Here is a 19,379-nt window from a genome sequence, read left to right as displayed (position 1 = left end):
CCCAGCCGATGAGAACAGCGGAACAATAGCTTTCAAGCCGGGGTCGAACGTCTCTGCGGCCAGACAGTGGACGCACTCGACCCGACACTCGCGGCCGTCATCGAGGACATGGGTGCCCTCCCCGAGTGGCACGAACTCGGCGTCGACGAGGCGAGGCGTGTCGAAGACGAGCTGTTCGGGAGCGACGCGGGGCCCCAGACCGACTCTGAGGACCTGCTGGTCCCGGTCGACGACCACGAAGTCCCCGTCAGGGTGTACCGCCCTGCCCCGGTTTCGACACCCGCTCCGGGCATCGTGTTCGCCCACGGCGGCGGCTTCGTGCTCGGGACCCTGGACTCGGCCGACGACCTCGCCAGGCGACTCGCCACGGAGACCGGCAGCGTCGTGGTGAGCGTCGACTACCGACTCGCACCCGAACACCGGTTCCCGGCCGCGCTCGACGACGTGGACGCGGTACTGGACTGGGTGTTCGCGAACGCGTCCGACCTCGGTGTCGACCCGACCCGGCTCGGCGTGGCCGGGTCGAGCGCGGGCGCGAGCCTCGTCGTCGGGGCGGCCCGCCGCCGCCAGGAGAACGCCACACCTGGGGAGTCCACCGCCGAGCTCGCCTTCCAGGCGCTGTTCTACCCGATGCTCGACCCGGCCTGTGACCGGGACTCGCACGTCGAGCACGCGGACGGCCCCCTGTTGACCCGGCGCGACCTCGCCTGGTTCTGGGCGCTGTACCTGGGGGCGGACGAGGAGACGGCAGCGACAGCAGCCGAGCAGGTCGGCGAGCGCACGCCCGACGTGCTCGACAGGTCGGACCTCCCTTCCGACCTCTCACCATTCGACGCGACCGACCTCGGCGACCTCCCGCCCGCAGTGGTCGTCACAGGGGGCGTCGACCCGCTCCGCGACGAGGGACTGGCGTACGCCCGGGCGCTCGCAGCCGCTGGCGTTCCGGTCGCCGACCAGCACCACCCCGGGATGTGCCACGGGTTCCTCTCGCTGGCCGAGTCGGTCCCCGCCGCGGCCAGCGCGTGGGACGACGTCTGCGCTGCCATCCGGGAACATCGCTCCGGCGGCACCCTCCGCGACGAGAAGCGTTAACCCGCGGACGTGAGTGGAGAGAGACAGAATGGTCTCCGCCACCCTCACGGACCTGGTGTTCATCATCGCCGGGGCTGCGGGCCTCTGGTTCGGCGCGGTCGTCCTCGTCGAGTCGGCGGTCCGAATCGCCTGGCGGCTCGGTATCCCGACGCTCGTCATCGGCCTGACGGTCGTCGCCTTCGGCACCTCCGCGCCCGAGTTCGTGGTGACGATCGACGCCGCGCTCACTGGAAATGCGGACGTCTCCGTCGCCAACGTCGTCGGCTCGAACGTGTTCAACCTCGGGTTCGTCCTCGGCGGCGTCGCCCTGGCGGGCGCGCTCCCGGTGTCGTACGACCTCGTCCAGCGTGACGGCTCGGCACTGCTGGTCGCGGTCATCGCGACGACGGCGTTCCTCGTCGACGGGCAGCTCGACCGCATCGAGGGGAGCATCCTCTTTCTGGGCCTGCTGGCGTACCTCTCGCTGCTGGTGACGCTGAGTTCGCGGGAGTCGATGCCGGCGGCGGTCAGCGAGGACGACGACCTCGCCGACGTGAGCGGGTTCGAACTCCTCGACGTTCCAAAGCTCCTCGTCGGCCTCGCCGCCGTCGTCATCGGTGGCCACCTGCTCGTCGACGGGGCCGTCGGTATCGCGAGAGGGCTGGGCATCTCGGACTGGGTCATCGGGGCGACGGTCGTCGCCGCCGGGACCTCCGCGCCCGAGTTCGCCACGTCGCTCATCGCGGCGCGCCGGGGCAGTGCCGGCCTCTCCGCCGGGAACCTCATCGGGAGTTCGGTGTTCAACCTGCTCGGCGTGCTCGGGCTCGCGAGCGTCATCTCCCCCCTCAGCGTCGGCCCCGAGGCCTACCCGAGCACCCTGGCACTGTTCGTGCTCTGTCTCGTCGTCGTCGCGCTGCTCACGACCGAGGAGGAACTCGCCCGCTGGGAGGGCGGGTTGCTCGTCGGCGTCGGGGCGGTCAACTGGATCGTCGGGTTCCTCGCCGGGTGAGTGAGCCCGCGGACCGACACACTGTCGGCTGAGAACACTCGCCAGTCTGGCGCAGCCCGCGCCAACCAGCCGTGCTCCTAAAAGCGTCGGCGGCATACCGGGGGACATGAGCCAACACCAGCGCCCGGTTCGCCTGACAGGCGGCGACGAACTCGACGACCTCGTCTCGACGGAACCCCTCGTCCTCGTCGAGTTCTACACGAAGGGCTGTGGCAAGTGCCAGTCGATGGAGCCCATCCTCGGCAACGTCGCCCGCGTCACCGACGCGACCGTCGCCATGGTCAACCCCGGCGACGACCTCTCGCTCATGGACGAGTTCGATATCCGGAGCGTCCCGACGCTCGTCCTGTTCCGCGACGGCGAACCGGTCGCGAGTCTCGCCGACGGGTTCGTCCCGACCGACGAGGTCGTCGACTTCGTGGAGACGAACGCCGGCGAATAGGGCGAGTCAGTCGAGTCGCTCCAGTTCGACCCGCCCCTCCGGCACGCGGAACCGCCGTAACAGCGTCTTCTCCGCGTCGGCCGAGTTCTCCGCTCTATCCACACCCCAGGCGGTCCAGACGCAGTCCTCGGGTGTGAGTTCCAGTGTGGTGTATCCCCAGCGACTGCTGTTGAACCAGGCGAGGTGCGGGTTCTGTGCGCGGACCACGTGGTCGGCGAGCCGTTCGCCCAGGCTCGCCGGAATCGCACCCAGCGCGGCGAGGTTGTCACTCGACACCGCGGGCGTCATGAACTCGACGCCGACCCGTTCTTCCGGTGGTGGCAGGGCCGCCGGCGAGTCGACCCCGTCGGAAGTGTCCAGCAGGTATCCCACGAGATAGGAGTGCATGTCGCCGGTGAGCGTCACGAGGTTCCGCACCCCCGCACGGGCGAACTCGCCCAGGAGGTACCGTCGCTCGAACCGGAACCCGTCCCAGGCGTCGTAGTTGCGTCGCGACGACCCGGACTTCCCGAACGAGAGCGGCGATAGCAACACCTCGTTCCCCCAGAGTTTCCACGTCGCCTCGGACTTGGTCACGCCGTCGACCAGCCAGCGACGCTGGGCTGCCCCGAGCATCGTTCTGGTCGGGTCACCCGCGGTTCCCGGTCCCCACAGGGGCGTGCCGTCGGGCCGGCCGTCCTCGGTCTCCTCGACCGGCGGCGGTGACCGGTACAGGCGCTCGTCGGTGAGGAACAGGGTCGCGAGGTCGCCGAAGCGGAGCGACCGGTAGAGACGGACTTCCTCGCGGATTCGGTCGGTAGCGACGCGACCATCCGGCTGGAGAATCCGCGACGGGACGTACTCCGTCATCGCCGTGAGCCCCTCGACGTACAGCCGTCGCATGAACTCGGGGTCGCCACCCATCGGGTGGTCCGTCGTCTCCGGCGCGTCCGTCTCGGCGTTCCACCAGCGGTCGTTGACTATCTCGTGGTCGTCCCAGACGTGCAGGAGGGTGTGGCGCTCCAGCGCCCGCTGCATGAACGGGTCGGACCGGTAGGTCCGGTGGAGGTGGCGGAAGTCCGCGAGGGTCCACGCCAGGTCGTGCCCGCTGGGCAACTGGATGTCGCGCCCGGGGACGTCGGTCTCACCACCGTACTCGTAGATGAAATCGCCGAGGTGAAGCAGATAATCGAGGTCCTCCGAGGCGACGTGGGCGAGCGCCCCGAAGTAGCCGTGGCGGTAGTTGTTGCACGAGAGGACACCCAGGGCGAGCCGGTCGGGCGAGGCCTCCGGGGGCGGAAGCGTCCGACAGCGGCCGACTCGACTCGCGTCTCCACGGTAGACGAACCGGAAGCAGTAGTGGCGGTCCGCCGCCAGCAGGCCATCGAGGTCGACCGTCACGCAGTAATCGTCGTCGGGGCTCACCGTCTCAGCCGGGACGACCCCGCGGAAGACCACGTCCGCGAACGATTCGTCCGCCGCCACCTCCACGCCGAGGTCGGTCGCCGGGTCGTAGGCATCGGGGGCGATTCGCGTCCAGCAGAGCACGCCATTCGGCGTCGGGCCGCCGCTGGCGACCGACTGCGGGAACACCCCCTCGACGCCCTCGCGGTCCACACTGAACACGTCGCCCCGGTCGGCTCGCGTCGTCGGCTCCGGGTCGACGGGCGTCGCAGCCGCCCCGCTCTGGACGAGTGTCGCCAGAACAGCCGCCGCGCTCGTCGCCGTCGCCGCCCTGAGCACGGCACGACGCGACACTCCGGTGGGTCGGCGGTCCCGTCGTGGGATATCTGCCATCGTCTGTGAGTACGCACCGGTCGGGTAAATCGTGGACGAGCACTCACGGCGATGGGGAGAGAACGGGCGAGCAACCGGTCAGAGCCGCTCGACGAGCGCGTCCTCTGCCGGGCGGACCCGGACCGCCTCGACGCGCCGGGCGAGTTCGTGCGCGTCCGCCAGCTTCGCCGACTGCTCGGCGTAGATGGTGAACAGCGGGTCGCCAGCGGTCACCTCCTCGTCCACGCGGCGGTGCAGCGACAGCCCCGCCCCCGTATCCCGTGGGGCCCCGGCCCGGCGGGCGATGTCGCTCACGAGCCGGTTGTCCACGTGCGTGACGAGGCCGTCGCGCTCCGCACGGATGACCTCGGTCTCGGTCCCGGGCTGGAGGTCGTCGAGCGTCACCTCGGGGTCGCCGTCCTGGGCGGCGATGATGCGCCGGAAGGTGGCGAGTGCCTCGCCGGAATCGAGGAGACTGGCTGCATCCGCGTCGACGCAACAGCACTCCAGCAGGATGTCGGCGAGTCGGAGGGCCTTCAGCCGGAGTTCGGTCGGGCCCGAACCCTGCAGCACCTGAAGTACGTCGCGGGCTTCGAGGACGGGCCCGATACCCCGCCCGATCGGCTGTTCGCCCTTCGTGATGGTGCATTCGATCGTCAGCCCGAGGTGCTCGCCGACGACCCGGAAGTCCTCCGCGAGTTCGCGCGCCTCGGCCAGGCTCTCGACCTTCGCCCCCTCGCCGTAGGGCAGGTCGATGAGCACGTGGGTCGAGCCCGCGCTCTTCTTCTTCGAGAGCACCGAGGCCATGAGCTGGCCCGGCGGGTCGAGCGACAGCGGCGTCTCGGCCCGGATTATCTTGTCGTCGACCGGCGAGAGGTTCACGCCACCGCCCCAGACGAAACAGCCGCTGGTCTCCTCGACGATGTCTTTCACCTCGTCGAGGGTGAACTCCACGTCGCAGAACACCGCCATCGTGTCGGCGGTCCCTGCCGGGGACGTGACCGCCCGCGAGGAGGTCTTGGGTATCTTCACGCCCGCGGCGGCGACGATGGCGACGATTATCGGTGTGACCCGGTTCCCCGCGACCCCGCCGATAGAGTGCTTGTCGGCGATGGGCGTCTCGCCCCAGTCGATGACCTCGCCCGCCTCGGTCATCGCCTCGGTGAGTGCGGTGGTCTCCGCCCGCGAGAGCCCGTTGGTGTAGACGCCCGTGGCGTACGCCCCGAGCTCCACGTCGCTCAGCCGGTCCGCGTCGATGTCGCGCACGATGGCGGCTATCTCGGCCGGTTCCAGTTCGATGTCGTCCAGCTTCTTGCGGATGTACGCCACCGCATTCGGTCTCGGGGCGGCGCTCACGTCGACCTCGCCGGTGACGTGTGCGAGGCGCGCGGTGACGCCGATGGTCCCCCGCGGGACGAGCTGGTCGGTCACCTCGACCAGCCCGACCGTGGTCCGGCCGTCGTACGCCAGGTGGACGCGGTCGAGCGCGTGGACGCCGAGTTCCTCCGCGTCCGCCCCGTTGAGCAGGACCGTCGGGTTCCGGGTCCCGATGTCTATCTCGGTGGCGGTGAGTCGCATACGTACTCTGAGGCGAGGACGAGAGAAAAGGCTCGCCCGCCACTGACACCGGTGTCACCTGGTGAACCCGGCGTCCGCGAGCGCTTATGATGGTGCCGTCCCAGGCTGAGAACGAGGACAGTTCCAGGGGCACCACGGCCCGAACCACGGCCACACCCCTGCGTGTATCCCCCTCACGAGACACATCTATGTCAGAGAAATCGCAGTACCTCGAAGACGTCTCCGCCGACGAATCGTACGACCAGCTCCCCGACGACGCGACCATCGACGAGACCGTCGAGAACCTCGAAGCCCGAGGGTTCGACGTGGTCGTGGTCGACGACGCCGAGGCAGCCCTCGACGCCGTCATCGACCAGATTCCCGACGACGTCTCCGTGATGAACGGGCACTCCACGACCCTCGAAGAGATCGGCTTCGTCGACTACCTCAACGAGGGCGACCACGACTGGGAGAATCTTTCCAACGAGGTCTGGAACATCGACGACGACGCCGAGCGCCACACGTTCCGCCGCGAGGCCCAGACCGCCGACTACTTCCTCGGGAGCGTCAACGCCATCGCCCAGAGCGGTGAGCTCGTCGCCGCCGACGCCTCCGGTAGCCGTATCGGCGCGTACCCGTTCGCCGCCCAGCACCTCGTGCTGGTCTCGGGCGTGAACAAGATCACCGACGACCTCGACGCCGCCTTCGACCGCATCGAGGAGTTCGCCTACGAGCTGGAGAACGCCCGTGCCCAGGAGGCCTACGGGATGGAGAGCGTCATCGCGAAGCAGCTCGTCTACCGGCACGAGACCGAGGAGGGCCGGACGACGCTCGTGCTCGTCCGCGACAACCTCGGGTACTGACGGGCGGTACCGGAACCACCTCGGCCATCTCGACCACCTCGACTATCGCGGCCAGCGCGGGACCCTGCCATCGAAGTGGCCCGACTTCGAGACAGTTCAACCGAACAATCTTTTTCTGGCCAGTACAGGCCCAGAAGCAATCAAGTGCCACGGACCAGCCAGCAGTACATATTCTATATTCTGGACCGTTCCACTCTCGTGTCGACATATACACTTTTACATATCGGTTATCAGTAGTGGTTATTGGCCATGCGACGGTTACTCACGGTGTTACTCGTCACGCTCCTCGTCGCCGCCGGGGCTGTCGGCCCGGTGGCGGCGACCGAACCGGTATCGTCCCCCGAAACACGGGCCGGTGCGACCGCGCCCGCCACCGGGTCCTCGCTCGCGGCCGAGGCACCCGACAACGAGTCGAACGACTCGACCACGCTGACGTTGCTGACCTACAACGACATCCAGACCGCGGCCGTCGAGAACCAGACCTTCCCGCGGATGGTCCACCTCGTGAACGAGCGCCGGGCCGCCCACGACAACCCGACCGTCGTGGTCGGCGGCGGTGACCAGGTCAGCCCCCACGCGCTCTCGCCGCTGACGCAGTGGCGGACGCCCGTGGCCGCGCTGAACGTCCTCGACCCGGCCGCCGAGGTCATCGGGAACCACGACCTCGACTACGGCTTCGGCGCGGTCGAGAACTTCTCGAACGAGTCCGAGTTCCCGTGGCTGATGGCGAACATCGTCGACGAGGAGACGGGTGAACCCATCCCGGGCACCGAACCCTACACCATCGTCGAGCGCGACGGCGTAAAGGTCGGCATCGTCGGGCTCGCCGACGAGGCCATCAAGCCCAAGACCGCCGTCGACTTCGACGAGGAGGGCTACGAACTCCGGAACTACTCCACCGTGGCCAGCGAGTACGCCACGATGCTGAAGGAGGAACGCGACGTCGACGTGGTCGTCGCGGCGGCCCACATCGGCATCCCCGAGTCGAAGACGCTGGCCCGCGAGACCGAGCACGTCGACGCCATCGTCGTCGGTGACGACGAGCTCGAGTACCCGCCACAGGAGACCGCAGGGACCGTCATCGTCGAGGCCGAGGCCCGCGCCGAGCACGTCGGCGAGGTCAACCTCACGGTCGAGGACGGCGACGTGACCGCCTGGAACGGTCGCCTGCTGAACGTCACCGAGGACGTCCCGCGCAACGAGACGGTCGCGACCATCATCTCGAAGGCGCGCCAGGACACCCTCGAGGAGGTCGCGGGCCGGACGACCGTCCCGCTCGACGCCCGTTTCGCCTCGAACTACCACGACGAGACCGCCCTCGGCAACATGATCGGCGACAGCTTCCGCGCCAAGACCGGTGCCGAGGTCGCCATCACGAACGCCGGCGGCATCCGCTCGAACAGCGTCTACGGCCCCGGAAACGTCACCGTCGGGGACGTCTACAACGTCCTGCCGTTCCGCAACACGCTCGTGACGGTCGAGTTGACCGGGGCGGAGCTGAAGCAACTGCTCGCCAGCCAGGTCGTCACCCTGGAGAGCGAGACCGGCCAGCGGTTCGGGTCGGAGGCCCAGCTCCAGGTCAGCGGCGTGACCTACGAATGGGTCGGCCACGAGGGCGAGGAACCGTACATCCGCGACGCGTGGGTGAACGGCGAACGGCTCGACGAGGACGAGACCTACACCGTCACGGTCAACTCCTACATGGCCGGCTGGGACGACTCGGTCCTGACGAACGCGACCCGCGTCAGCACGACGAACACGCTGTACGGGACCGCCCTGCTCGACTACATCCGGAACAACACGCCCGTCTCCCCCGAGGACACGAACCGCATCCGGCGGGTCGACAGCGTGACCGACGTCGAGGACATCTCGGTGCAGAAGGGGATGGCGACGGTGACCATCGACGCGCCGAACGGGACGACCGCGGCCGTGCCCGATAGCTTCTACGTGACCGACGGTGCCAGCGGCGAGCGCCTCGCCGCCGACTCGGTCACCCTCACCGACGGGACCATCGAGGTCACCTTCGAGAACGCCGCCTTCCGGCGCATGTCGGGCGAAGGCGGGTCCCTGGAGCTGTACGGCAAGTACGACACGACGGCGTTCGACCGGGTCTACTTCGAGCACTCGGTCGTCAATGCCGACTTGAGCGCGAGCGACTCGGGCGGGGAGGCCGCCTCCGACGAGGCTGGACACGGTGCCGACGAGGACCGTCCTGACCGGTCCGGGACCGCCAGCGGCCACGTCGACGCCGGCGTGCCGGCCACGCCCGCCGCGTAAGCCGTCGGCAGCCGACACCCGCACCAGCACCGCCAGCAAAGCACCCCGCAGCCAAGCACCTCGCAGCCAAGCACCTCCCGTTCTTTTGCGCCACGGACACGGCAGAATCCCGACAGAAGCTCGTTTCGGTTCCCGTCGAAACAGAAACCGAATTCTGCGAACTTATACCCGGTCAGCGGGCGTCTCTGCTCCCATGCCCACCGAATCCAACCGCGGCTTCCTCGGTTCGCTCGTCGACGGCATCGTCGAAGGGGCGACCCTCGGGACCGGCACGGAGACCACCACCACCGTCGAGGAGACGGTCGACGCGGCCACGGTCGAACGCCTCACCGTCGAGAGCGTCAATGGCGACGCGACGCTGCGACTGACCGACGCTGACACCGTCACCGTCACCGCGACCAAGCGGACCCGCGCCGACCCCGACCACCTCGACCGACTCCGCGTCACCTGTGAGGTGACCGACGGAACACTCCGCGTCGTCGTCGAGCCCGAGGACCGCGAGGCCGTCCGGAACGTCCGGGCGAAAGCCGACCTCGACATCGCCATCCCGGCGGACGTCGCGGTCGACCACGTGGAAGTCGTGAACGGTAGCGTGACGCTCGACAGTGTCTCGGGTGACACCCACGCCGAGGTCGCCAACGGGTCCATCGACGCCATCGACGTGGACGGGTTCGTCTCGCTCCACGCCGCCAACGGGAGCGTCGAGGCCCGCGGCTGCACCGGCATCGACGCCGCCGAGACGGCGAACGGGTCGGTCGACGTCGAGGTCCGGTCCCTGCGCCGGAACGCCGAGGTGAGTTCGCCGAACGGCTCGCTCACGATACGACTCGCGGCGGGCCTCGACGCCGACGTGCTGGCGGAGACGCTGGTCGGCCGTGTCTCGGTCGAGGACTGCGAGCTCGAGGTCGCGAGCCAGTCGTTCCGCCGGCTCCTCGCGATCCACGGCCACGGCGGCTACGAGGTCGAGGCGTCGGCGGTGAACGGGTCGGTCACCGTGACCCGCGCCTGAGTCCGGGTCCTTCTCGACCGCTCACCCGGCCATCGCCGCCGGGTTCTGCATCCCATCCTTGACGCCATGGTGGACGAGGAACGCGTTCACCGGGTAGGCGACGACCAGCCCGACACTCAGCGAGAAGACGAGTCCGGCCCAGAACAGCGGCTCGGTGATGTGAGCCTCGCCCGCGACCCAGATGTCGGTCCCGATGGCTGCGACCTCCATGACGGTGATGGATGGCGTCTCGCTGTAGAGCGCGTCCAGCACCGCCTCTGTGAGGCCGACCCCTTCCTGTACCAGCGGGCCCACCGTCAGCGCGAAGCCGGCGGTGTAGGCGAAGACGAACGTCGTGACTGCGACGCCGAGCGTCGACAGGCGAAGCAGCCCAGCGGCGAGGACGATACCGACGACTTCACCCAGGCCACACCCCGAGAAGCAGTGCGCGACCGACCGGCCGGCGCGCCGCCAGAGCGAGTCCTGGGAGATCTGCGTCCGGCCGGCGTAGGCGTACAGCGCGAGCCCGAGCGGGCCGGCGTACAGCACCGTCAACACCCAGACGAACTGCATCAGGGGGGCGAGCTCGGCGTTGTTCGTCCGCAGGTCGTACACCGTGATGGCCAGCGTGACCGCCACGAGTGCGGCCCAGCCGGCGAGGACCGCGGGGTCGGTCAGCACATTCCGGAGGAGTGCCTGTACCATGGCTGGTCGTGGCGACGCCAGCCGGAGAAGGGTCGGGGCAAGACAGGTTGGCTCGGTCGTCGGAGCCCGCTCAGTCGCGTTCGAGACGCTCGCGACGACGGTCGAACTCCTCGTCGCTCAGGTCGCCGCGGGCGTACGCCCGGCGGAGTTCGTCGAGGGCCGGGTCGCCACCGCTCCCGCCGCCCAGCGACGTCAGCAACAGGTAGCCACCGCCGACGACCACGGCGAGGACGAGCAGCCGGCCGAGGAGGCTGGCGGCGAACCACCACCACGACCACTGGCCGTCGAAGCCCATCCAGTGGTCGTGCCAGGTCGCACCGCTCCCGCCCATCCCCATGCCCATCATCCCGCCGAACAGCAGCGGGACGAGGAGCACGGCCGCGAGCAGGAGCACGACGATACCGAGGCCGGACCGTGCCGAAGTAGTGTCCATGTGTGTATATACGGTGGCATCGTTCACGTCGATTCTCCTTTCGAGACCCGGGTTCTGTCGCCCGCCGAGACTTCGACTCCGGCGTGAATCTCCGGTCGACCACACGACTCCAAGGTTACCGCCGGGTAATCGCGCCTCGCGGTCTACCCTCTCACATGGATAGCAGACAGACCAGCAGGCGCGCGTTCGTGCGAGGCATCGGTGCGCTCGCCGCCCTCGCCGCAGTCGGTGGGTCCATCCCCGCCGCGGCGTGGGCGCAGGAGCAGGACGACGACGAGAGCCGCGTCCGGACGGGTCGGCCGACGACGGGCCGGCGCGGCGGGCGGCTCCGTGGCAGCCAACCCACCCAACCGGCGGCCGCCGGGGCCTACCTCAAGTTCGACGACATCGAGGGCGAATCGACCGACCGGAAACACCGCGGCGAGATAGACATCGAGTCGTGGTCGTGGGGCGTCGCCAGCGAGGAAGGCCGGGTCGCCCGTCGGGGCCGGGTCCAGCACAGACCGCTCACCATCACCAAGCGGGTCGACAAGGCGACGCCGAAGCTCACGAAGGCGGCCACCAGCGGCCGGAACCTCGGTGAGGTCGTCCTCACGGTCGAACTGGGCGGTCGGACCATGACGATGACCATGCGGAACGTCCGCGTCGTCGCCAGCAGCCTCAGCTTCGATAGCGAGACTGGGTGGCCTATGGAGACCCTCGAACTGGAGTACGACGGGCTCACGATGGCGGTCGACCGGGTCGAGGCCGACGTCGAATAGGTATTTATAACGATTAATCGGTATGTTTAGGTTGCTGGCGGTCCTTCTAGCCTGCGGTCAGCACGATGGAACTCAGAACCGGGCTCTCGTACGGCGACGTGTTGCTCGTCCCCCAGCGCTCTCCCGTGGCGAGTCGCACCGAGGTGGACCTCTCGACGACGCTCGCGCCGGGGCTCACACTCGACATCCCCGTGGTGAGTGCCGCGATGGATACGGTGACCGAAACCGACCTGGCGATGGCCCTCTCGAACCGCGGCGGCCTCGGCGTCCTCCACCGATTCTGCACCATCGAGGAGCAGGTCGCGGAGGTCGAGGCAGTGGTCGCGGCCGGCCAACGCGTGGCCGTCGCCATCGGTATCGACGAGGACTACGAGGCGCGCGCCGCGGCCTGTCTCGACGCCGGGGCCTGCGCGCTCGTGGTCGACGTGGCACACGGCCACCTCGAGATCTGTCTGGAGGCGACGCGTCGACTCGCCGAGGCGTTCCCCGACGCGCCACTCATCGTCGGGAACGTCGTCACGGCCCAGGGTGTCGAGGACCTCGCCGCGGCCGGCGCGGACTGCATCAAGGTCGGCGTCGGCCCCGGCTCGCACTGCATCACCCGGGAACGGACCGGAGCGGGGATGCCCCAGCTCACCGCGGTCGACGACTGTGCGACTGCAGCGGAGGAGCACGGTGTCACCATCATCGCGGACGGCGGCATCCGGTCCTCGGGTGACGCCGTCAAGGCACTCATGGCGGGTGCCGACGCGGTGATGATGGGCGGCTACTTCGCCGGCACCGACGAGGCCCCCGGACGGGTCGTCACGCTCGACGGCGAGCGCTACAAGGTCTCGCGTGGGATGGCGAGCGAGGCGGCGAACCACGACCGCAGCGACAAGGAGCTCCTCATCGAACACGGGGAGGGCGTCGAGGCACTCACACCGGTTTCGGGGCCGTTCGACCCGCGCCTCACCGAGTTCCTGTCGGGGGTACGCTCCGGGCTCTCGTACTGTGGCGGCCGCGACATCGCGGAGGCCCGGTCGAAGGCCGAGTTCGTGCAGGTCGCCGAGAGCGCCCGCGACCGCGAGGGCATCCACTCGGTGTCGGCGATGGTCGACGGCGACCTAGAAGGCGCTGCGGCCGACGACTGATTCGTCGGTCTCCCGCCTGCTCGGGTGGGTGAGCCCCCGGGTACCGCTCTCGCTATATCCTGTCGGAACCTAACGTAGGGTTAGTGACGGCTCCGGCCAGCGGACGCCGTCTTTCACCACCTGCCATGGCGACACGACACATCACAGCCGCGGGACTCGGTTCTCGGCGCGGTCGAACCACGACCGGGGAGCGCCGACCCCCGCCACCGACGGAGGCCCGATGAGACCGGCCAGAGAGACGCTCCCCTTCGAACCCGACGCGGACGCCCCGGACCCGATGCTCCGGCTCTTTCGGACCTACGGCCGCGACGACATGCACCTGTTCGTCCTCGGGCTGGTGACGAGCCTGTTCGCCCGCCTGGTGGGCCTGGTGCCGCCGCTGGTGCTCGGTATCGCCATCGACTCGGTGTTCAACGACAACACGCCGTTCCGGCTCCCACTGGTCCCCGCCGACCTGTTGCCGACGACGACGCTCGACCAGCTCTGGCTCTCGGTCGCGCTCATCGTCGGTGCCTTCGTCGGCAGCGTCGTCTTCGGCTGGACCCAGGGCGTCAGCCTCTCGCTGTTCTCGAACCGGGTGCAACACGCCCTGCGGACCGACACCTACCGGGCGATGCAACGGCTCGACATGGCCTTCTTCGACGACAAGCAGACCGGACAGGTGATGTCCGTCCTCAACAACGACGTGCGGAACCTCAAGCAGTTCCTGAACGGCACCGTCTCGGGAGCCATCCAGCTCGTCGTGACCGTGTTCGGCATTGCGGCCCTGCTGTTCTACCTCAACTGGCAACTGGCCCTCGTCACGCTGGTCGGGGTACCCCTACTGCTCACATTCACTGTCTGGTTCATGCGGACGATTCGGCCGCTCTACCGGTCGCTGCGTTCCAGCTTCGGCGACCTGAATACGAGGTTAGAAAACAACCTCAGCGGGATGGAGGTCATCAAGACGAGCAACACCGGCGAGTACGAGGACGGCCGCGTCACCGACGCATCGTGGGACATCTACGAGCGAACTTGGGCGGTGGCTCGTCTCGAGTATCTCTACCAGCCGGGGATGGACCTGCTGGCGGGCGTCGCCTTCGCCGCGACGTTCCTGCTCGGCGGCTACTGGCTCGTCGCCGGGCCGCCGCCGGGGTTCTCGGGGACCCTCTACGTCGGCGAGTTCGTCACGTTCCTGTTCATGACCCAGCGGTTCGTCGACCCCCTCGCCGGCATGGGCCGCATCGTCAACTCCTACGAGAACGCCCGGGCCTCCGGCGAACGCATCTTCGGGCTGAAGGACCTCCCGGTCACCGTCGCCGAGTCCGAGGGACCCACTACCCTCGACACCGTCACGGGCCGGGTCGAGTACGACCACGTCGACTTCGGCTACGTCGACGGCGAGCAGGTTCTGCACGACGTAACTTTTACTGCTGAACCGGGCGACACCGTCGCCTTCGTCGGCCCGACAGGTGCAGGTAAATCGACCGCCGCGAAGCTCCTGCTCCGGCTTTACGACGTGAATTCCGGCGCGATCCGGGTGGACGGCCACGACGTGCGCGACCTCTCGTTCGACAGCCTGCGCGACCACGTCGGCTACGTCAGCCAGGACGTGTTCCTGTTCGACGGGAGTGTGACCGAGAACATCGCCTACGGGAGCTTCGACGCGACCGAGGAGGAGATTCGCGCCGCCGCACAGGCCGCCGAGGCGCACGAGTTCGTGCTTGATCTGCCGGAGGGCTACGACACCCGCATCGGCGAGCGCGGCGTGAAGCTCTCCGGTGGGCAGCGCCAGCGACTGTCCCTCGCGCGGGCGATGCTGCAGGACCCCGCGATTCTGGTGCTGGACGAGGCCACCTCTGCCGTCGATACCGAGACCGAACTGTACATCCAGCGCGCCCTGACCCGGCTCACCGCGGACCGGACCACGTTCGTCATCGCCCACCGGCTCTCGACCGTTCGCAACGCCGACCAGATTCTGGTGGTCGAGGACGGCCGTATCGTCGAGCGTGGTACCCACGACGAACTCGTGGCCGAGGGTGGGCTGTACGCGACCTTGTGGAGCGTGCAAGCCGGCGAGTTCGAGGGCGACGCCGAGAGGCTGGTGCGGCGGTTGCTGTCCGATGGAGAAGGTGGTGACGGCGGCGAAGAGTCCGCGGTGTGACCAGTCCCCGATTTCCGCAGGGAGCAGAACTATCCTTCACGGCTCCGACGTGCCTGCACGCGAGAACGATGACAGGGGACCCCGTTTCAAGCGGTCGATTCGACGAGTGGCATCGCGAAGACTGGCGCAAACCCGTCGAGGACGGTCCCGTCGAGTTCGCGGTCGTCGGCCTCGGCGGCTTCGCCCGGGAGTACGCCCTCCCGGCGTTCGCCGCCGCCACGAACTGCGAGACGACCGTGGCAGTGAGCAGTTCACCCGAGAAGGCCGAATCGGTCGCCGACGAGTTCGACATGGCCCGTGCCATCACCTACGACGAGTACCACGACGGTGTCGCCGCCGAAGACTACGACGCGGTGTACGTCGTGACCCCCCACGCCCTCCACGAACCGTACGTCGAGACCGCCGCCAGGCTCGGGAAGGCGGTGCTGTGTGAGAAGGCGATGGCGGCGACGCGAGACGGCGCGGAACGCATCGCGAAGACGGTCGACGAGGCCGGCATCCCGTTCATGGTCGCCTACCGGATGCAGTTCGGGCCGGCGGTCCGGCGGGCCCGCGAGCTGGTCGACTCGGGGTTCATCGGCGACCCAGTCCACATCCACGGGTCCTTCTCGTTCCGGATGCTCGACGACCCGAGCCAGCCGGACGAGAGCTGGCGACTCGACAAGGGCCTCTCGGGCGGCGGCGCCCTCACCGACATCGGGCTCTACCCGCTCAACACGACGCGGTTCGTTCTCGACTCGGAGCCGGTCAGCGTCGCGGCGATGACCGCGAGCCCAGATGCTGCATTCGCCGACGTGGACGAACACGTCTCGTTCCAGTTCGCCTTCGAGAACGGCGTGCAGGCCCAGTGCAACGCCAGCTTCAACGCCTACGAGGGTCACCAGCTTCGCATCACGGGGACCGAGGGCCGCATCACACTCGACCCGGTGTTCGTGGAAGGGAACGAGCAGACCGTGACGCTGGAACGCGACGGGATGACCGAGACGGTCGAACTCGGCGCGGTCGACCAGCTCCCGCCGCAGTTCGACTACTTCGCCCAGTGCGTGCTCCGGGGCGAGGAACCCATCGCCGGCGCGGCCGAGGGCGTCCGCGACATGGAACTCGTCGAAGCGATCTACGAGGCAGCTGACGAAGAACGAGTGGTCGACGTGGCGCTCAGCTGAGCCAGTTCCGCAGGACCGCGCCGAAGCCGGCCGCACCGATACAGAACGAGACGATGCCGCCGATGCCAGTCAGCGCGAGCCCGCCGTTGATGGCTGCACCGACCAGCAGGGGCTTCAGCCAGCCGTCCTCGAGCCCGACGAGTCGTTCCGCGATGGCCAGGTAGGCGATGGCCGCGCCGATCGCCCAGGCCACGAACACCACGATGCCGAGCGGGATGGCGAACAGGATGCCGATGATGGTGATGACGAGGATGAGCATCACGAGCAGCAGGAGCACCAGCAGAACGATGCCGTAGATGGCCGAGCCGATGGGTTCGGCGCGGACCCGGTCCATCATCTTCTCGGTGTACTTCGGGGCCAGCGCGACGAGGATGGCCCCGACGAGCAGCGTCGTCAGGAACGCACTGATGGCGCTCCCGACGAGGCCGAAGGCGGGGTTCACGTCGACGTTGACGCCGTTGCCCTGTACCTGCAGGAGGAGACCGGATACCTGTATCGGGGAGAGAATCATGTGTTCTCTAAGGCTTCGAGCGGAGAAAAACCCCGGCCTGCCACAGGATAGCCACGCGCTCACTCCAGCCGGACCAGTCGGCGACGATATCTCCGACCCCGACCATCACGGGACAGCCGGAACGTTGAAACTCTGCTGTTCTGAGATGTTCGTATGGACCTGCGGCTGCGCCTCTCTCTGGTCGTTCGGATGGTCGTCGCCACGGCGATAGTCGCCTCGCTGTCGGTCTGGGTGGCGCTGGTGACCGGCGTGCTCGGGTCGGCGCTCCTGCTCGGTGTGGTGGGCTGGATTCCCTCGAAGGTGGCGACGTTCGCGCTCGACGCCCCGCGGCTCTCGACCGTACTCGACATCCATCCGGGCATCGTGGCCGTCGCCGCGTTCGCCGTTCTCTTCGTCGTCTACGTTGGCTGGGAGCGTGTCGCCCATCACACCACAAACGACTACCTCCTCCCGCCCTCGGACGTTCCCCAGGCGGCCATCGTCGTCGTCGTTCTGGGGGCGCTGTACTCCCTCCTCATCGAGAGCGCTGCGGCCATCACGCTCGCCGTCCTCTCGGTTCTCAGCCCGTTCTACCTGGGAATCGGCGTGCTCGCCATCGGCTTCCTGCTCGGCATCTACGGCTTCGTTCTCGGTGTCCGCGGGACGGTTCAGTCACTGCAGGAACGCTCCATCTCGGACGCGGTCCCGGCCGACGAGGTGGACGAGCGACTCCCCGGGATGGTCGCCAGACTCGCCCGGCAGGGGAACGTCCCCGCACCGTCCGTGCAGGTCACGCCCCGCGGCAGGCCCGAAGCGTTCACCGTCGGGTCCGGTTCGTCGGCCCTCCTCGTCGTCTCCCAGGGCCTGCTCGACCTGCTTCCCGACGACGAACTCGAAGCTGTGCTGGCTCACGAGGTCAGCCACCTCGCGAACGGCGACAGCCGGGTGATGGCGACCGCGCTCGCGCCGATTGTGTACGCCGAGGGGCTGTACATCGACGAGAACCCGAACGACCCCGGCGACGTGGTGTTCAACCTGTTCGTGCGGATGGCGCTCCGGTACGGCGAGTTCGGCGTCGCGTTCCTCTCCAGAGGTCGAGAGTGGGCCGCCGACGCCGGGGCGGCCGAGTTGACCGGGAACCCGGCTGCGCTCGCGAGCGCGCTGTCCCGGCTGGACGACGAACACGGGATTCCACAGGAAGACCCCCGGGAGTGGTCGGAGGCGTACGCGGCGCTGGACATCGTGCCGACGCTGGACCCGGACGGGCGCAGCTTTCCGTTCCGGACGCATCCGTCGACGCAGGACAGAATCGAGCGGTTGCAGCGGTTAGCGAGGGAGTTGGAATCGTAGGTCCCGTCGAAGCCAGCGGATGATGAGACGAACGTCCTGCTGAACGGAGAGGATGTGTGCAGCGAACGACGCTCGGTAACTTCTACTTCGAGTGGTGAGTGCGCCGACAGCCTGAGAGTACGAATGAAACGCCCCTGCTCCTGGAACCTGATTTAAGCTTCACAGTACCGTGCTGAATACAGGGCGTGAATTGAGCCCACCATCAGCCAAGGAGGAGACGGTTATCTAATCCTAACAAGTTTGTTCTATTGTAGACACATTAGGAGTTTGGGACGTATGTATAGAATTTCCAACTTGTGTGTTTTTATTTGAATCGAGACCGTGTCCAAGTACACGATTCTATCCCCCACATATAAGCCAAAATTCATAATTATAGAAGTGGTAGTAATTCGAAGTTGATATTGGAGGTACGAAATGAACGATATCAACCGGCGTCGGTTCTTGAAGCGGGCCGGCATCACGGCAGGAGTGGGGTTGGCCGGAATTGCAGGAACCGCTGCAAGTAGCCGAGCAGCTAATCTACAGATTCATGGGAGAGTACAGAAAACGAACAAGAAGCCAGCGAGAAGGGATTTTGTTGGAGTTGCAGGACGCAATCTTCGAGTGAACTATATCGAAACCAACGACGGAGGTGTATTCGATCTGGAACTCAATCAACCCAGAAACGTGGCTGTTGGATACTATCAGATGACCCCCAATGCGAGACGTATTCCGTCTCCAAAACAGGATGGTTCTCCAGATATTTACTACCTCCAATGTTGTGTCGATGTTTCAAATCGCCCAGTGAACCTGGGAACGTTCCAGCTGCCAGAAGCATACTTGCTTCAGGTGCTTGCAACCGATGAAGCAGGCTCGCCCATCGAAGATGCCAGAGTTCGAGTCGTACAGCGTCGATTCGGCGGGGGCTGGGGTTCGGGAACCCACACCACCAACAGTTCAGGGTTACTGCAGTATGCAGACGCAGACCATCCAGGAACCGAGTTAGTAGGGGATGTCCTGGTACAGGTTAGTCCACCAGCCGATGATGGACACTTCGTGGATCGCACCTACGAGCGAGAGATTGAACTTCAGGAACCACGGACCGAGACCTTCGTCCTTGAGAAGCGGTAAGGACACAATCTTGACCTCCTCCGCTTTATTATCAGGTCTGTTGAGTTTGTGTGCTGATCTGCTATGTTGAACCCCCAATCAGCGATCTTTCTCAGGGGCGGTGCTAAAGACGCGAATCGGGGCTGACAC

Annotated in this window: 17 protein-coding genes; 12 read left to right on the top strand and 5 right to left on the bottom strand. The window is 67.3% G+C overall.

Annotated features, from left to right (window positions below):
- Window positions 1-66: 66 nt before the first annotated feature.
- From N6C22_RS05800 to N6C22_RS05790, 3 genes are all read left to right on the top strand, one after another.
- The gene (locus N6C22_RS05800) at window positions 67-1,092 is read left to right on the top strand and encodes an alpha/beta hydrolase (protein WP_261650071.1); all 1,026 of its coding nucleotides are present in this window, start codon (window positions 67-69) and stop codon (window positions 1,090-1,092) included.
- A 28-nt stretch (window positions 1,093-1,120) separates the two neighbouring features.
- Window positions 1,121-2,080 (top strand): calcium/sodium antiporter, encoded by a 960-nt coding sequence (locus tag N6C22_RS05795; protein WP_261650069.1) that lies wholly within the window; start codon window positions 1,121-1,123, stop codon window positions 2,078-2,080.
- A gap of 106 nt (window positions 2,081-2,186) precedes the next feature.
- On the top strand, window positions 2,187-2,522 hold the full coding sequence (locus N6C22_RS05790; RefSeq protein ID WP_261650068.1) for a co-chaperone YbbN: 336 nt from the start codon (window positions 2,187-2,189) through the stop codon (window positions 2,520-2,522).
- 6 nt (window positions 2,523-2,528) lie between these two features.
- On the opposite strand, the gene N6C22_RS05785 is transcribed toward N6C22_RS05790, so the two are convergent.
- Window positions 2,529-4,298 (bottom strand): alkaline phosphatase, encoded by a 1,770-nt coding sequence (locus N6C22_RS05785; protein WP_261650066.1) that lies wholly within the window; start codon window positions 4,296-4,298, stop codon window positions 2,529-2,531.
- A gap of 78 nt (window positions 4,299-4,376) precedes the next feature.
- A complete protein-coding gene (locus tag N6C22_RS05780; protein ID WP_261650064.1) occupies window positions 4,377-5,855 on the bottom strand; it encodes an AMP phosphorylase in 1,479 nt (492 codons plus the stop codon).
- A 188-nt stretch (window positions 5,856-6,043) separates the two neighbouring features.
- On the opposite strand from N6C22_RS05780, the gene N6C22_RS05775 reads away from it, so the two are divergent.
- The 3 genes from N6C22_RS05775 (at window position 6,044) to N6C22_RS05765 (ending at window position 9,983) form a co-directional block, all read left to right on the top strand.
- A complete protein-coding gene (locus N6C22_RS05775) occupies window positions 6,044-6,697 on the top strand; it encodes a lactate utilization protein (RefSeq protein WP_261650063.1) in 654 nt (217 codons plus the stop codon).
- 249 nt (window positions 6,698-6,946) lie between these two features.
- Entirely contained in the window at window positions 6,947-8,974 is a 2,028-nt protein-coding gene (locus N6C22_RS05770) for a bifunctional UDP-sugar hydrolase/5'-nucleotidase (protein WP_261650062.1), read from the top strand.
- 193 nt (window positions 8,975-9,167) lie between these two features.
- The gene (locus tag N6C22_RS05765) at window positions 9,168-9,983 is read left to right on the top strand and encodes a DUF4097 family beta strand repeat-containing protein (RefSeq protein ID WP_261650061.1); all 816 of its coding nucleotides are present in this window, start codon (window positions 9,168-9,170) and stop codon (window positions 9,981-9,983) included.
- Window positions 9,984-10,004: 21 nt separating this feature from the next.
- On the opposite strand, the gene N6C22_RS05760 is transcribed toward N6C22_RS05765, so the two are convergent.
- Both N6C22_RS05760 and N6C22_RS05755 read right to left on the bottom strand, forming a co-directional pair.
- Window positions 10,005-10,667, bottom strand: a complete 663-nt coding sequence (locus N6C22_RS05760) for a DUF4396 domain-containing protein (protein WP_261650060.1) — start codon at window positions 10,665-10,667, stop codon at window positions 10,005-10,007.
- A 70-nt stretch (window positions 10,668-10,737) separates the two neighbouring features.
- Complete coding sequence (locus tag N6C22_RS05755; RefSeq protein ID WP_261650059.1) at window positions 10,738-11,100, bottom strand: SHOCT domain-containing protein; 363 nt, start codon at window positions 11,098-11,100, stop codon at window positions 10,738-10,740.
- Window positions 11,101-11,255: 155 nt separating this feature from the next.
- On the opposite strand from N6C22_RS05755, the gene N6C22_RS05750 reads away from it, so the two are divergent.
- The 4 genes from N6C22_RS05750 (at window position 11,256) to gfo6 (ending at window position 16,300) form a co-directional block, all read left to right on the top strand.
- Window positions 11,256-11,861, top strand: coding sequence for a type VI secretion system tube protein Hcp (locus tag N6C22_RS05750; protein WP_261650057.1), 606 nt, complete (start codon window positions 11,256-11,258; stop codon window positions 11,859-11,861).
- Between the two features lie 65 nt (window positions 11,862-11,926).
- On the top strand, window positions 11,927-12,994 hold the full coding sequence (locus N6C22_RS05745) for a guanosine monophosphate reductase (protein WP_261650054.1): 1,068 nt from the start codon (window positions 11,927-11,929) through the stop codon (window positions 12,992-12,994).
- A 277-nt stretch (window positions 12,995-13,271) separates the two neighbouring features.
- Entirely contained in the window at window positions 13,272-15,137 is a 1,866-nt protein-coding gene (locus N6C22_RS05740) for an ABC transporter ATP-binding protein (RefSeq protein WP_369684431.1), read from the top strand.
- Window positions 15,138-15,205: 68 nt separating this feature from the next.
- Window positions 15,206-16,300, top strand: coding sequence for a D-xylose 1-dehydrogenase Gfo6 (gene gfo6, locus N6C22_RS05735; protein ID WP_261650051.1), 1,095 nt, complete (start codon window positions 15,206-15,208; stop codon window positions 16,298-16,300).
- Here the strand turns inward: gfo6 and N6C22_RS05730 are convergent.
- Window positions 16,293-16,811, bottom strand: coding sequence for a hypothetical protein (locus tag N6C22_RS05730; protein WP_261650050.1), 519 nt, complete (start codon window positions 16,809-16,811; stop codon window positions 16,293-16,295). The genes gfo6 and N6C22_RS05730 overlap by 8 nt on opposite strands.
- Window positions 16,812-16,964: 153 nt before the next feature.
- Here N6C22_RS05730 and N6C22_RS05725 point away from each other — a divergent pair, with 153 nt between their 5' ends.
- A complete protein-coding gene (locus N6C22_RS05725) occupies window positions 16,965-18,140 on the top strand; it encodes a M48 family metallopeptidase (RefSeq protein ID WP_261650048.1) in 1,176 nt (391 codons plus the stop codon).
- Window positions 18,141-18,554: 414 nt separating this feature from the next.
- Window positions 18,555-19,250, top strand: a complete 696-nt coding sequence (locus tag N6C22_RS05720) for a twin-arginine translocation signal domain-containing protein (protein ID WP_261650047.1) — start codon at window positions 18,555-18,557, stop codon at window positions 19,248-19,250.
- The last annotated feature ends 129 nt before the right edge of the window (window positions 19,251-19,379 follow it).

This window comes from Haloarchaeobius sp. HME9146 (assembly GCF_025399835.1).
In the GTDB taxonomy this organism is placed as follows: Archaea; Halobacteriota; Halobacteria; order Halobacteriales; family Natrialbaceae; genus Haloarchaeobius.
The sequence above is the reverse complement of the archived record's forward strand: the minus strand, read 5'-3'. Positions and strand labels throughout refer to the sequence as shown.